Source organism: Anabaena sp. EIM26 (assembly GCF_057568715.1).
In genome coordinates, this window is sequence record NZ_CM172472.1 from 2,278,522 (window position 1) to 2,292,500 (window position 13,979).

Sequence of the window (13,979 nt, forward strand, 5' to 3'; positions counted from 1 at the left end):
AAAAAAATATCCCAAAATTTCTTGTGGTGCCGGCAGGATGCCATTGGTGTCAAGTTAAGAAAAATGGATTTGTGTCAAGAGTGGGAAATAAATGGTAAAAGTCAACACAGGGGTGTTGAAAAGAGCCATGAGTAAACCAAGGAAAAAACAAGGGAATCCAGACTTTCGCCATCAAGTTAGCGTACCTGCTCCAGCTAGTGAAGAAATAGAATCACGGTTGATTGGGCTATTAAGTCCAGGGACATTTGCCAACCTCAAAGGGGTAAAAGACAAAGAGCGAAGCTTGCGCTCAAGAGTATTAACCCTACCAGTAATGGCAGCAATAATACTGAGTCTAGTATATCGACAAGTACAACACTTAACAGATGTATTGCGCTGCCTGGAAATAGAAGGACTAATGTGGGTAGAGGCAACAAAAGTCAGCAAGCAAGCTCTGTCCCAAAGACTCAACAGTTTACCGGCGCATCTATTTGCCAAGATGTTTGAGCAAGTAGTAGAACGTCTAGCAGCAAAAAGGAATGCAAAAGAATTAGCTCCAGCCTGGGCATCAGTGGCGCAGAGATTTTCCGCCATTTGGATTTGTGATGCCTCAACACTCGAAGCCATGAAAAAGCACTTCGGACAATTGCAAGAAAAAACAGGTTCAGTGTTGGCAGGAAAAATGCTGATGGTAGTAGAAGCTTTCACTCATATTCCTGTAGCAGTTTGGTATGATGCTGATGCCAAGCGGAATGAGACTCGTTGGTGGCAAGCATTGTTAGAACTTTTACCTGATGGTGGTTTACTCATAGTAGACATGGGATTTTATGGTTTTGAGTGGTTTGATTCTCTAACTGCTGCCGGCAAGTATGTTCTCACGCGCCAAAAGGAAAAGGTTAGATATAAGGTAGTGCGTGTACTTTCTAGCGGCTCTCACTACAGGGATGAAATTATTCAAATGGGATTGCATCATACCAACCCATGTCGCTATCCCATGCGCCAAGTATCCGTATTATGGGGTAAGACTTGGTATCATTATTTGACTAATGTTCTTGACCCACAACAGCTTTCACCACAGGAGGTTTGTGATTTATACCGCCGACGTTGGCGAATTGAGGACGCATTTTTATTGACTAAGCGTTTATTGGGCTTGTCCTATTTGTGGGTTGGTGGCACTAATGGTGTACAGATGCAAATATATGCTACCTGGATTTTCTACGCTGTCCTCAATGACTTGTGTGCTGATGTGGCTATTGCTTTACAACAACCTTTAGAACGCATTTCTGTGGAAATGGTTTTTCGCAGTTTGTATTTTTTCCACCGCGCACTTTTACTTGCTCCTGATTTACAACTTATTCCTTGGCTTGTCGAACATCATCGTTCTATGGGCTTAATCAAGACCGTCCGTCAACGTCACCGACGAACGGCTGCTCGCTCTCTTGACATTTGGGCTGATGCCTTAACTTGACACCAATGGCAAGATGCCCATCCCACAAGATTGGATCATCTTTTTTGTGGAGTTCTCTTAGTGGTACAAAACAAACTAATATTTGATGTGATTTCAACCGGGTTGGGTAGAACACGACCCCAAGGAAATTTGGTCATGTACTACAGCTTTAGGGGCAGCTTATGCTGCTGGGTTGGCGACTGGTTTCTGGGGGAGTTTGGAAGAGTTGTCTGAGAATTGGCTTTTAGATCAGACTTGGGAAGCGAAGATGGATGTTGTGGGTAGGGAAGGTTGTTATAAGTTGTGGAAGAAGGCGGTTAGTAGAACTTTTGATTGGGTCGATGTGTAAACTTTGAGTTATGGAATAATGAACCACGAAGTAACGAAGGAAGCGAAGGAAGAAGAGAGAAAAAGAGGAAGAGTTAAGAAGAAAGGATAATCCGCTTAATACCTTCTTTGAGAACGGGAACATTAAAGTTAATGAGAAGACCAAGAGGGCAATTAGTCATTTTTAAATAAGAAATAACTTGCGCCTCATGAATAGGAGATAACCTTTCTACAGCCTTCAATTCAACAATTAACGAATCACCAACCAAAAAATCTAACTCACCCTCACCTATCGGATGACCTTTATACTTGACAGCTACCAAATGTTTAGATTTAAAAGGGATATCACGCAAGCGAAACTCCATAGCCAACGCCTCATGATATACCCTTTCCAAAAAACCTGCTCCCAACATCCGATGTACCTCAATAGCCGCCCCAATCACAGCATAAGCCAGCTTTTCTACCTCATCACTAAACCTCCTCATTCTTCTTTCTTCTTCTCTTATTTTCTCTTCCTTCGTGTCCTTCGCTTCTTCGTGGTTCATTTTTTCTTATCTTTACTATTTTACAAAATATACTCAAGTAACACTGATTATACACAAATGTTTTCTTAACATCTAAGTATCGCTCATCCTTTCCTTTCTCTATCAATAAGCGATTGCCTTTGGCACTGCGCTCCGCGCAATCGCACCCCTAAACCCAATTTCCCATAAATTACCCTAAAATTAAATTACTGCTGCACAGGTGAAATGCTCCCAATCAGTTGTTTTAAGCATTTTTTTTCATAACTACCTTTCCCTGGCTTAATCAGAATTTGTACTTTCTTATATGAAGATAACAAATCATGAAACTAATCAGAACTCTTATTCCAGGAAAAATTCTTTTTGGATTAATCTTACTAGGACTTTCTGCTTGCAACTTACCCACATCTGATTCTGCAAACACTAACAATCAAGAAAAACCAACATCTGAACAAGTCAGCCAAAAAACTACTACTAACAATCAAGCCTGTACTTTAGTAGAAAATGGCTTCGGTTCCCCAGGACAGGTAAAACTGCGGGTAGAAGAAGTCGTAACAGGTCTAGAAGTTCCTTGGGGAATAGCTTTTCTGCCAAATAGAGATATGTTAGTTACCGAACGACCGGGACGAGTTCGCCTGGTGCGGGGTGGTAAACTTATTCCCAAACCAGTGGCTACTATCAATGTGACCGAGAGTGGTGAAGATGGTTTACTTGGTATTGCCACTCATCCCAATTTTGCTGACAACCGATTTTTTTACATTTACTATACCGCTGATAAAAATGGGTCACAGGTTAATCGTGTAGAAAGATGGCGACTATCGCAGAATGGACTCAGTGCTTCACCAGATCGGGTAATTGTTGATAATATTCCCGTTGCACAATTTCATAATGGCGGTCGTATTCGCTTTGGGCCAGATGGAATGCTTTACATTGGTACTGGTGATGCTAGAGAACCGCAAAGTTCCCAGGATGTAAATAGTCTTGCTGGTAAAATTCTGCGTGTGACTCCTGACGGACAAGTACCCCCAGATAATCCATTTGCGAAAAATCCTGTCTATATCACTGGGATTCGCAACACTCAGGGGTTTGATTGGCGTGATCAATCCACATTATGGGTAACAGACCACGGGCCTAGTGGAGATTTGGATAGAAGGGGTCACGATGAACTCAGTTTAGCAAAAGCAGGAGACAATCTGGGTTGGCCTACTATCTACCGTTGTGAATCAAAGAAAGGAATGGTTACTCCGTCGATTGTTTGGCGTGAAGCTTTACCTCCCGGTGGTGCAGTAATTTATACTGGCAATTCTCTTCCTGAGTGGAAGGGGAGCTTAATTATTGCTACCCTGCGTTCCCAACACTTGCAGCGTGTTGTTTTCAACCCCCAGTTCCCCCAACAAGTTGAGCGTCATGAGGTGTATTTGCAAGGTCAATATGGACGGCTGCGAGAGGCGATTATGAGTCCAGATGGTGAATTATATGTCAGCACCAGTAACTGTGATGGACGGGGAAATTGCCCTCCACAGCGGGATAAAATTCTCCGTATTACCCGATAAAAATCTCAGAATGAAACCGTCAGAGAACTTGATTGGTTAAAAGTCTTGGCAGAATGTCTGCAAAACACCGTTATCATGCGGAAGCTAATGCAAAAATATATTGGTTTGACTTTGTTGGCAGGGTTGACAATTTCTTTGGTTTCTACGCCTGTTAAGGCACAAATAGAGTTTATAAAACCAGAACAAGCCACTGATGAAAAATACCGTTGGCGACGACAGAGCCAGGATATGCCGGGTGTCCCTGTGGTTGTCGGCAATCAAGATTACTAGCGATCGTACCGAATAATAATCCATCATTAACTGTGTCTTCTCGTCCGAAGTTTTTTGTTTATGTACCCAAGATAGACAAAAAATATAATAATCCATCAGATGGAAAACTTGAAGCTGAGTTTCGTTTGGTTATTCCGGCAACTGAGGAAGAAGTTTATAGTACCAAAATCTCAATATCTCAAAATGGAATCACTGAGATTAATTTACCAAACAATGTTCTGGAATTAGAAGTAGATAAGGATTATCTGTGGGAATTTGCGATAGTTTGCAATATTGAAGATTACCACCAAATTAATGTTGGTGGACTGGTACGACGGGTTGAACCCTCTGCAAAACTGATATCTGCACTTGAACAGGCAAATTCTCTACAAACTGCTGTCATTTATGCCAAAAATGGAATCTGGATAGAGGCAATTTCTACCTTGATTCAATTACGTCGGCAATTTCCTCAAAATCTAAGGGTTATGGATTATTGGCGTTCACTGTTGAATTCTGTTGGTTTACAACAAATTACTGAACAACCGTTACTAAAACTTGATAGTAATGGAGTAATTCCCCAAAATTAAATTTTCTGGGGTATTGTTTTCATTGGTTTGGGTAAAAATTGTACAACTACCAACGGGGTGCAACTATGGCGATAAAATCCCAGGATTTTAAGGCGAGTATTTTCTGACAGAACAGGGTTATTCTATTCTTCCTCCTGACTCCTGAATATTGGATAGCAGATTCACTGTTTAAGAAGGATTTGAATCACAAACTCTGTCCCTTCTGCCATTTTAGAGAGACAATCCAATCTACCTCCGTGTTTCTCGACGATAATCTGATAACTGATCGCCATGCCCATACCTGTTCCTTTACCAACTGGTTTTGTTGTGAAGAACGGATTAAATATTTTCTGTTGAATCGGTTCAGGCATACCCAAACCATTATCAGCGATCGCTATTTTCGCCCATTGTGAATCAACTATAGATGTGCTAATGGTTATACAACCAGGATGATGTTGATTTTCTTTTGGTGTTTGTTGGCAATAACGTTCTTCAATCGCATCAATCGCATTAGCTAAAATATTCATAAACACCTGATTCAATTGCCCGGCAAAACAGGGGATTAGGGGCAAGTTCCCATAGTGCTTGATCACAGCAATGGGGGGAAAATTGCCTTTAGCCTTTAAGCGATGTTGCAGGAGCATCAAAGTGCTATCTAAGCCATCGTGCAAATTTGTTTGTTTATATTCGGCTTCGTCCAACCGGGAGAAGGTGCGTAATCCTAAAACTATATTAGTGATGCGATCGCTACCCGTCTTCATTGAATTTAAAAGCCGAAACAAATCGCTAACAACAAAATCCATATCTAATTCCTGCATCAGAGCTTGAATCTGATCATTTGGCTCAGGATATATCTTCTGATAGAGATGGAGCAAATCTATCAAATTCTGCACATAGGTAAAAGCGTAGTCAATATTGGCATGAATAAAGTTAATGGGGTTATTAATCTCATGGGCAATACCTGCTACCAACACGCCTAAAGCAGACATCTTTTCAGATTCCACTAGTTTTGTTTGGATCATTTGCAGATTATTGAATGCTTCCTGTAGTTCCTGACTACGGGTTTCGGCTTCTGCCCGCGATTTTTCTAACCCTTGAATGACTTGATTGACTAGCTTTGATTGGATTTCATAGGAGTTTTCTAATTCCACCCGATTAGATTCTGAGCGATCCAGTTTTTTCTGCAATAGGCGATTATGCTTTTCCAACTCTTTCACCCGTTGTTGCAGTTGCTCAAAAGACAGATTATCCATGGTGGATTACTCCACCCCCAACAGCAAAGTCACGAAAGTTTCATTGTGAAATTGCGCTTCGGCATTGGGTCGCAATGGTGCAATTTCACCATAGGTATAAAAACCAGCACAAGTAGCTCCAGTAGGTATTTCAGATTGCAATACTTGATACTCTTCCTTGGCTCTGGTTCCTAGTACGTGCATTCGTCCCGTGCAGGAGAAGAATAACACTACGGTTGGCTGGTTTCCGGGATAATGCCCAAGTGCTTGTTGCATGGAGAGGCGAGCAGAATCAACTATTTCATCTCGGTTAGATCGTACAACTTGAACTTCTGAGTGGAGTGGAATATCCGCAAAAAAGCTAATGCTACCGGAGGCTTCGTCGTAGTCTCCATTGGAGCTTCTCATGTACCAACTATCTCGGTTGGTTTCAAAAACTGCTAATCTATAGGCGGCAGAGGGGCGAATGTCACCTAAATAATCCCGATAAAACTCCAAGGCAGGTTGTCCATCGACTTCATAAAGTACATTCCCCTCGACTTTGGTAGCCATTCCTTTTTTGCCGATTGGTGTCCAACCACTTGATACCCCATGTCCCCAAAGTACATGACCTGATAGTAACAAAATGGGTAGGGCATCACTGAGGACTTCTTCTCCAAAAAATTGGTAGGTTTGCTTAAATTGCCATTGGTCGCAGGTTGTGCCACCAACAATAGGGACTTCTGCCCCCAAGGCTTGCTGTAATCCTTGCAGGATTAAGAGTCCACTGGTAGTCAGGCTTTCGGGAGTGGTAATGCACAGAGCAGTGGGAAATTGAGTTTGTGCTTGGGCAATTTGCACGGTTTTTTGAGCGATCGCTATAGGATCAGAGGAGACATGACGACCAACTGCGGCATGAAATTCTATTTGATCAGCACAAAATAGGATTAAAACGAGAGAGTCTTGCTGAAACTCTAAAACTGAGGAAATTTCACCGTCGGTTGTGCCACCAATTAACTGAATACCTGGAAATGTCTGATGAATAGATCGTAAAATCTCCGCATGATCAAAATCTAGAGCCGCCAGCACAATTCCGGCTTGAGGGCTGATATCAACCAGTCCAGTCAGGCATTGTTCCAATACTTCTGCGATCGCTACTTCTGTCTCTGGATCATTACTATGTCCAATTACGGCTTTTAGCATTACTTGCTCAGATCCTTTCTGTATTCTTGTTCATCAATTTCTATTCCTTCCCGATTTGCGATCGCACATATCAAGCTGGATTCACTTGAATATATCCAGGACTTACGCCTCTGTGGCTCGTTTTTCAGTAACTTGTGGGTAAGTCCTAATTTTTTATAATCATAATAATTCTCGGTAGGGGTACGCTAAAGCACTCCCTACACTGTTAAGAGTAGCTGATTACCCGAATAACAGATAATCTATCGAAAGCTTACCAGGACCCAAAAAGATAAACATAAGTGCGATCGCAAAATAAATGAAAGGAACATCATAAGAAGGCCCTGGTTGATTGGGTGGATATTTCACAAATGGATCGTGAAAAACAGTCCAATGAATAGAAAGTGCAATTCCCATTGATACGGCAATACCCAAGGCCGCTAACGGTGTCATAAATCCAGCAATAATCGCAATACCTCCACCAAAGACTGCTAATGCGCCCAGCAACTGTAAGACACTGGGAAATTCTGGCATACCTTCTTCTTTCATCCAATTAAATGGATTTTTGACCTTAGTCCATCCATATAAAACCATTGCACTTCCCCAAATTAATCGGAGTATAAGGATTCCAAAAGCTGGAGAACCACTAACATAAGGGGGGAGAAACTGAGTTATAAAGTCCAGTTGCATGATTAGCCCTGTGAATTTTTAGATATTGTGACAATTCAGGTAAATTTTAACTTCAAAGAATGTAAAGATGTTTACGGTAAAATCTTTACACTACAGAATATAGTAGTTCAACCAGATTGATTTAACCTGAGTTCGACATAAGATAATTTGTGGAAAACTTGCCCCCAGTAGGAGTCTCAAACCCTTATTCTCTCGCTCTTAAAAATCATAACTCCGTTCGCGCAGCATCTCCGTTCGCGTAGCGTCTCCGGAGGAGAAACTCCGAACTCAGGCGATTTAAGGTGATCGCACTGAGATCACTTAAATCTCATTGATGAGCAAATGCGATCGCCTACAGTGGGTGAAACGCGATCGCTTTTTGAAATCAAAATCACAGCCCAAGGTTACGAAGTCTATGGGATCGAGAGTCTTTTGACATCTAAACCCAAGGCAACAGCCCCCCATAATGGCGCATCATCACCTAATAACGCCCGCACAACTTCAAAATTAACTTCAGGTAATGCTGTTTCCTGCGCTACCTTGCGTACTGTTGCCCAAAAACTATCCCCAGCTTTAGTGACACCACCACCTAAAACAAAGCGTTGGGGATTCATCAGGTTGGCGACATTGCCAATACCCACACCTAGCGCCCAAGCTGCTTTGTATAAAACTGCCTGTGCTAATTCATCTCCTTGAGCAGCTGCCGTACTAACTACTTGTCCTGTGATCAGGTTTAGATCATTACCCACTAAATCCCTGAGTATTTCTCCTCTTGTACTAGCTGGGGAATTATGAGCTTCTTTCTCTAAAAGTTCCCGTGCATTTTGTGCCATATAGGGGCCAGAAGCTAAACGTTCAACACATCCCCTTTTTCCACATAAACATACTGGCCCAGCGGGATCTACAACTATATGACCAATTTCACCAGCCATACCTAATGCACCCCGCCACGGCTTACCGTCAAGTATCCAACCTCCACCTACACCAGTGCTGATAGTGATGTAAAACAGGCTATCGTATCCTTGTCCAGCACCAAAGCGATGTTCGCCGATAGCGGCCACATTAGCGTCATTATCTATGCTGACAGGAGCATGATATTCTTCTTCTAGCAGTAGTTTGAGAGGAATATTTTCCCAGCCAGGGACATGATGAGAAAGCCTGACTAGTCCGGTGGCTGCGTCTACTGGGCCACCAAAGCTGACACCGATGGCATCAGGTTTACTTCTATCTAGCACAGAATCAATGAGCGATCGCATAATTTCTACATCACTCAAGGCATCTGCATTTGCAGGTGAGAGGCGATTTTCATGGCGCAACCACTCTCTAGAACCAGCTTTCACCGTCGCTGCTGCCAGTTTAGTTCCACCAAAATCAAGAGCTAATATTAACGTCATAGCATTTTCCCAATAGGGCATTGTATATTGGGCATTGGGTATTCAGATCACCAAAAATATTTCCCAGCCTCTATTCCCCATTACCTATTATCACGTCAATGAACTCTTGTAATCGTGCATGATATCACCCTTTACAATAAATTTGTTCACAGTTTTGACAGCAATCAAATTCTTTTATCTATAAACTGCCCATTTTTGTCCCATAGATATTTCGCACTTGATACTCATCGACAGGATAATTTTTGCGTATTATTAAGGATTTTATGAACTTCTTGACAGCAGTCTTATCGTTTCTTCTCAAAGTGTTAAGTACTTTAAACTTTATTTCACTGTGTCATGTTAATAAAATAACATAATTATCCAGACCTTCTACAATTTATGAATAGATCAAATTTTGAGTGAATTTATGTCTAATCGTCCTATTTATCTCGATAATCATGCAACCACACCCCTAGATGAAAGAGTATTAACAGCAATGATTCCTTACTTTACTGAAAAGTTTGGTAATGCTGCTAGTATTAGTCATATTTACGGTTGGGAATCAGAAGCTGCTGTTCAACAAACACGGACAATTTTAGCAACTGCAATTAACGCCACACCAGAAGAAATTGTCTTTACCAGTGGTGCGACAGAAGCAAATAATTTAGCAATTAAAGGTATAGCAGAAGCTTATTTCCAAAAAGGTCAACATATTATTACTGTAGCAACGGAACATAAAGCAGTTTTAGACCCTTGCGAATATTTAAAAAGTCTTGGTTTTGGCATAACAATTTTGCCAGTTAAAAAAGATGGATTAATTGATTTAAACGATTTAGAAAAAGCTTTGCGTCCTGATACAATTTTAGTATCTGTGATGGCGGCAAATAATGAAATTGGGGTTTTACAACCTTTGGCAGCAATCGGAGAAATCTGCCATCAACGCCAAATCATTTTTCACACAGATGCAGCCCAAGCAATTGGTAAAATTCCCTTAGATGTGGAAGCGATGAACATTGATTTAATGTCTCTCACTGCTCATAAAGCATACGGGCCAAAGGGTATTGGGGCATTATATGTTCGCAGACGCAATCCTAGAGTTCAAATCGCTCCCCAGCAACACGGAGGTGGACACGAACGGGGAATGCGTTCTGGTACTTTGTATACACCGCAAATTGTCGGTTTTGGTAAAGCAGTGGAAATTGCTTTAGAAGAGCAAGAAACAGAAAACCAGCGGCTAATAGAATTAAGAGAACGATTGTGGAAACATTTATCTACTGTAGAAGGAATTCATTTAAATGGTCATCCTCAAAAACGATTAGCAGGAAACTTAAATATAAGTGTTGAGGATGTAGACGGTGCTGCACTTTCTCTGGGTTTACAACAATTAATGGCCGTGTCTTCTGGTTCTGCTTGTTCTTCAGCAAATACTGCACCTTCCTATGTTCTTACAGCCTTGGGAAATTCAGAGAAGTTAGCCTATGCTTCAGTGCGGTTTGGAATTGGCAGATTTAATACAATGGAAGAAATAGATACAGTTGCACAACAAGTAATTTCTACTGTTCAAAGTTTACGCAAGCAGGTAAGCAAAGCTCGTTAGTCGTATCGACTAATTAAACGGAGAGGGGGAGATTCGAACTCCCGGAAGCTTTCACCTCATCTGATTTCAAGTCAGACGCAATCGACCACTCTGCCACCTCTCCAAATTATTTGTCAGAATTGTGTAACACAAAAACTGACAAATAATATCATAACCTATAATTACACAGTTGGCACTACTGAAGGGGAAGAATTATAAAAAATTTCCTCAGCAGCCACCTGGAAGTCTTTACCTAACCAAACCAGAGAAGCTTTTGTGACTACACCACCCTCTAAAGAAACCAGAGAAAAATTTCGTAATTTGACACCGTCTTCCTCTATAATCCGGGGAACAGTAGCGGCATTTAGGTAAATTGTTCCCTCTGGACTTCTAAATACAGCCTTCCTTTGCACCTTCTTAGTATGGCGGAGAGTGCGATGCATATGACCAAAGGTGACTAGAGAAACAGTTTTCTTCATGTTGAGACTTTGAGAAATAGCCTCAGCAAAATCTGGATCACCAAAATCACCACCAATAGGATGCCAATCTTTACCACAGGGGTCTTCAGGACGATCGCCTAATCCACTCGGTCCATTATGTCCTAGAAAAATAATGTTGTCATAAGCAGCACTTTTCAGCACCTTGACAATTTTATCTGCGGACTCCTCCAGACTAGAGACACCGTAACGTTCCTGACAGATTTCTGCAAATCTCCATTCTGGCCCACCCCAGGTAAAAGGACGACCACCCACCACAGTTAAATTCCAATCAGGAAAGTCCAATTTCCCATAACTGACGTGGGACACTCCCAATAAATCTAGCTGTTCCTGTACCCAGTCTTCCTTGGTGCGGTCATAGGGACATTTTTTGCGTCCCCATTCAGTGGCCGAGTACCAGGCATCGTGGTTGCCCATTACCGCTGCTTTGGGAATATCCAGGGAAGCGATCGCTCTGACCACTTCCACCGATTCATTCCCAAAATCCCCGACAAATAGCACCAAGTCTACACCCAGATGCTTGAGTGCTATGCCGTCTTCTACTTCCCATTGATCGTGAACATCGCCAATTACAGCAATTTTCACAGGTTTTGATTGAGTTTTCTGACTGGTCATGCCACTTTAAAAAGCCGTATATCTCCAGGATATGAAACTCCAACCGATTTGCACATAAATTGCCGACATCAACCGTCCACTATTTTTGGTAAAAACTACTATAATTGAATCCACAAGATAATCTCATTGTAAAAAAAGCAGTTTCTAATTGTGTTTACAACTACACTTGCTCGACCACAAGGTACACTACCATTAGATTTATTTGCCGCTATTGAGGAGCTAAAAACAGAACTCAACGCGGTAATATTAGCGCATTACTATCAAGACCCCGATATTCAAGATATTGCCGACTTTATTGGCGATTCCTTACAACTGGCCAAAGCCGCAGCAAATACCAATGCAGATGTAATCGTCTTTGCTGGTGTTCACTTCATGGCAGAAACAGCCAAAATCCTCAATCCTGATAAATTGGTGCTGCTACCAGACTTAAATGCTGGTTGTTCTTTAGCAGACAGTTGTCCTCCAAAAGAATTTGCAGAGTTCAAAGACGCACACCCCAACCATTTAGTTATTTCCTATATTAACTGCTCCGCCGAAATCAAGGCCATGAGCGATATTATCTGCACTAGTTCCAACGCTGTGAAAATTGTCCAGCAAATACCCGAAGAATCAGAGATTATATTCGTTCCAGATCGGAACTTAGGACGGTATGTGATGGAACAAACAGGGCGGGATATGCTGTTATGGCAAGGTAGTTGTATAGTTCATGAAACCTTTTCCGAAAAGAAAATAGTCCAATTAAAAATTACACATCCTCAAGCAGAAGCGATCGCACACCCAGAATGTGAAACCAGTGTTTTGCGTCATGCCAGCTTTATTGGCTCTACAGCAGCCCTACTTAATTATTGCCAAAACAGTCATACACAGGAATTTATCGTCGCTACAGAGCCAGGAATCATCCACCAGATGCAAAAATTAGCGCCTGAAAAGCTCTTTATTCCTGCACCTCCACAGAATAATTGTAATTGTAACGAATGTCCGTTTATGCGGTTAAATACCTTAGAAAAACTGTATTTAGCAATGAAAAATCGCACCCCCGAAATCACCATGTCAGAGGAAATTCGCCTCGCTGCACTGCGGCCAATGCAACGGATGTTAGAAATGAGTATTTAATGAGTTTTGTAAAGCAGCAATAGCTGCTCTACAAAATTTACTAGACTGTCTAAAAACTATCTGCAAACAAAATGCTCAACTTAAATAGGACTTAGGCAAGTGTCACACCAAAAATCTGTTGTAGGGTGCGTCAGACTGCATAAATCTTGCAAATAAACAGATTATTGAGATCTGACGCACATTAGTAAGGTGCCAGTTGCGTAAGTCCTGTTAAAATGTCATCTTCTCAGCTTCTTTCTGTGCTGTCTCACTATATTTTTTGTATAACTTAGTTCTAATTTGAGCTTCTTGATAACGGGTATGATTAGGAGGAACTTGACTCATTAAATCAGAAGCTCTTTGCCATCTAGCTGCTAATTCTAACCACTGAGTTGAAGTTGTAGCTGTTTTACCAGAAGCAGAAGCTTGGTTAGCAAGTCTTACAGCATCTGCAAATGCGTCATCCAACACATCATCATTGGACGGGTTAGACAAACTTTTATTGATGGTATAGGGTGATACTTGTGATTTAATTTCGTTGGTTGTCCTCAAAGATGAGGAAATATGTAACGGTAAAAATTTTTTTAGTTGATTCCCAGTTAAAAAATCAACCAGCAAAGTCAGTAAAAGCATTGTGCATAAACCAGTAGACCCTATCATCACTTGTTTAGTTAAGGTCTTATGTTTATATGGAGTAGACAGTAAAGATTGGCCTTTGGGCAAAATCGGTTTTCCTAATTCAGCATAGGCTGTTGTAAAATCTTGAATTAATCGCTTGACAATACCAGGCTGTACTAGTGTAATTTCCTGTGACCACAGTAATTGATTTTCAGAATCGCGGTTAATTTCTTCTAACCATAGTAATTGCTCCTCACGCACAATTCGGCTATTAATATTAACCTTGCGAATGTTACGCGGTGCAGTTGAATCAAGAATCTGTTGAATTCTTTGTACCAGAGTAGATTGCTCAAGTTGCTCTACTGTAGCAGCCTCACACAAAAGTTGTAAGACACCATCAGCAAAAATAGCTCTAGTTCTGACACCAGACATAACTAGCTTTTCGTTCAACAGTTGAATAATCGCAGCGACGCTACCCTGGTGAGCTTGCCAAGCGATATCATTTAT

The 13,979-nt window shown here is 41.4% G+C and carries 13 protein-coding genes and 1 tRNA gene (1 of these 14 running past the window's edge); 6 read left to right on the forward strand and 8 right to left on the reverse strand.

Features of this window, described 5'->3' with window-relative positions:
• The first annotated feature begins 127 nt into the window (after positions 1 to 127).
• Positions 128 to 1,447: an IS4 family transposase gene (locus AC012T_RS09805; RefSeq protein WP_487066428.1), complete on the forward strand. Its 1,320-nt coding sequence runs from the start codon at positions 128 to 130 to the stop codon at positions 1,445 to 1,447.
• 401 nt (positions 1,448 to 1,848) lie between these two features.
• Here the strand turns inward: AC012T_RS09805 and AC012T_RS09810 are convergent, their stop codons facing one another.
• Positions 1,849 to 2,298: a GxxExxY protein gene (locus AC012T_RS09810; RefSeq protein ID WP_487065257.1), complete on the reverse strand. Its 450-nt coding sequence runs from the start codon at positions 2,296 to 2,298 to the stop codon at positions 1,849 to 1,851.
• Positions 2,299 to 2,597: 299 nt separating this feature from the next.
• Here AC012T_RS09810 and AC012T_RS09815 point away from each other — a divergent pair, with 299 nt between their 5' ends.
• From AC012T_RS09815 to AC012T_RS09825, 3 genes are all read left to right on the forward strand, one after another.
• Entirely contained in the window at positions 2,598 to 3,827 is a 1,230-nt protein-coding gene (locus tag AC012T_RS09815; protein WP_487065259.1) for a PQQ-dependent sugar dehydrogenase, read from the forward strand.
• Positions 3,828 to 3,914: 87 nt separating this feature from the next.
• Positions 3,915 to 4,097: a hypothetical protein gene (locus AC012T_RS09820; protein ID WP_487065261.1), complete on the forward strand. Its 183-nt coding sequence runs from the start codon at positions 3,915 to 3,917 to the stop codon at positions 4,095 to 4,097.
• Positions 4,034 to 4,663: a DUF928 domain-containing protein gene (locus AC012T_RS09825; protein WP_487065263.1), complete on the forward strand. Its 630-nt coding sequence runs from the start codon at positions 4,034 to 4,036 to the stop codon at positions 4,661 to 4,663. Before AC012T_RS09820 ends, AC012T_RS09825 begins: the two co-directional genes overlap by 64 nt.
• Before the next feature lie 161 nt (positions 4,664 to 4,824).
• Here the strand turns inward: AC012T_RS09825 and AC012T_RS09830 are convergent, their stop codons facing one another.
• The 4 genes from AC012T_RS09830 to AC012T_RS09845 form a co-directional block, all read right to left on the reverse strand.
• Positions 4,825 to 5,895: an ATP-binding protein gene (locus AC012T_RS09830; protein WP_487065265.1), complete on the reverse strand. Its 1,071-nt coding sequence runs from the start codon at positions 5,893 to 5,895 to the stop codon at positions 4,825 to 4,827.
• 6 nt (positions 5,896 to 5,901) lie between these two features.
• Complete coding sequence (locus tag AC012T_RS09835) at positions 5,902 to 7,056, reverse strand: FIST signal transduction protein (RefSeq protein WP_487065267.1); 1,155 nt, start codon at positions 7,054 to 7,056, stop codon at positions 5,902 to 5,904.
• A 219-nt stretch (positions 7,057 to 7,275) separates the two neighbouring features.
• Entirely contained in the window at positions 7,276 to 7,722 is a 447-nt protein-coding gene (locus tag AC012T_RS09840) for a DoxX family protein (protein ID WP_487065269.1), read from the reverse strand.
• A gap of 392 nt (positions 7,723 to 8,114) precedes the next feature.
• Positions 8,115 to 9,095, reverse strand: coding sequence for an ROK family protein (locus AC012T_RS09845; RefSeq protein ID WP_487066531.1), 981 nt, complete (start codon positions 9,093 to 9,095; stop codon positions 8,115 to 8,117).
• Positions 9,096 to 9,501: 406 nt separating this feature from the next.
• Between AC012T_RS09845 and AC012T_RS09850 the strand changes: the two genes are divergently transcribed.
• Entirely contained in the window at positions 9,502 to 10,671 is a 1,170-nt protein-coding gene (locus tag AC012T_RS09850; RefSeq protein ID WP_487065271.1) for an IscS subfamily cysteine desulfurase, read from the forward strand.
• An 18-nt stretch (positions 10,672 to 10,689) separates the two neighbouring features.
• On the opposite strand, the gene AC012T_RS09855 is transcribed toward AC012T_RS09850, so the two are convergent.
• Positions 10,690 to 10,774 (reverse strand) — tRNA-Ser (locus AC012T_RS09855).
• A gap of 58 nt (positions 10,775 to 10,832) precedes the next feature.
• Positions 10,833 to 11,762 (reverse strand): TIGR04168 family protein, encoded by a 930-nt coding sequence (locus AC012T_RS09860; RefSeq protein ID WP_487065273.1) that lies wholly within the window; start codon positions 11,760 to 11,762, stop codon positions 10,833 to 10,835.
• A gap of 150 nt (positions 11,763 to 11,912) precedes the next feature.
• Here AC012T_RS09860 and nadA point away from each other — a divergent pair, with 150 nt between their 5' ends.
• The gene (gene nadA, locus AC012T_RS09865) at positions 11,913 to 12,875 is read left to right on the forward strand and encodes a quinolinate synthase NadA (RefSeq protein ID WP_487065275.1); all 963 of its coding nucleotides are present in this window, start codon (positions 11,913 to 11,915) and stop codon (positions 12,873 to 12,875) included.
• A gap of 210 nt (positions 12,876 to 13,085) precedes the next feature.
• Here nadA and AC012T_RS09870 read toward each other — a convergent pair whose 3' ends face one another.
• Positions 13,086 to 13,979: the 3' portion of a hypothetical protein gene (locus AC012T_RS09870; protein ID WP_487065277.1), read on the reverse strand. The gene runs 12 nt beyond the window's last position; only the last 894 of its 906 coding nucleotides appear in the window; its start codon lies beyond the right edge, outside the window; its stop codon occupies positions 13,086 to 13,088.

Bases quoted from the DNA above. Each gene is read 5' to 3' on its own strand.
- AC012T_RS09815 (WP_487065259.1), top strand. From the start codon at position 2,598: ATGAAACTAATCAGAACTCTTATTCCAGGAAAAATTCTTTTTGGATTA.
- AC012T_RS09820 (WP_487065261.1), top strand. From the start codon at position 3,915: ATGCAAAAATATATTGGTTTGACTTTGTTGGCAGGGTTGACAATTTCT.
- AC012T_RS09805 (WP_487066428.1), top strand. From the start codon at position 128: ATGAGTAAACCAAGGAAAAAACAAGGGAATCCAGACTTTCGCCATCAA.
- AC012T_RS09845 (WP_487066531.1), bottom strand. From the start codon at position 9,095: ATGACGTTAATATTAGCTCTTGATTTTGGTGGAACTAAACTGGCAGCA.
- AC012T_RS09830 (WP_487065265.1), bottom strand. From the start codon at position 5,895: ATGGATAATCTGTCTTTTGAGCAACTGCAACAACGGGTGAAAGAGTTG.
- AC012T_RS09835 (WP_487065267.1), bottom strand. From the start codon at position 7,056: ATGCTAAAAGCCGTAATTGGACATAGTAATGATCCAGAGACAGAAGTA.
- AC012T_RS09860 (WP_487065273.1), bottom strand. From the start codon at position 11,762: ATGACCAGTCAGAAAACTCAATCAAAACCTGTGAAAATTGCTGTAATT.
- AC012T_RS09850 (WP_487065271.1), top strand. From the start codon at position 9,502: ATGTCTAATCGTCCTATTTATCTCGATAATCATGCAACCACACCCCTA.
- AC012T_RS09810 (WP_487065257.1), bottom strand. From the start codon at position 2,298: ATGAACCACGAAGAAGCGAAGGACACGAAGGAAGAGAAAATAAGAGAA.
- AC012T_RS09840 (WP_487065269.1), bottom strand. From the start codon at position 7,722: ATGCAACTGGACTTTATAACTCAGTTTCTCCCCCCTTATGTTAGTGGT.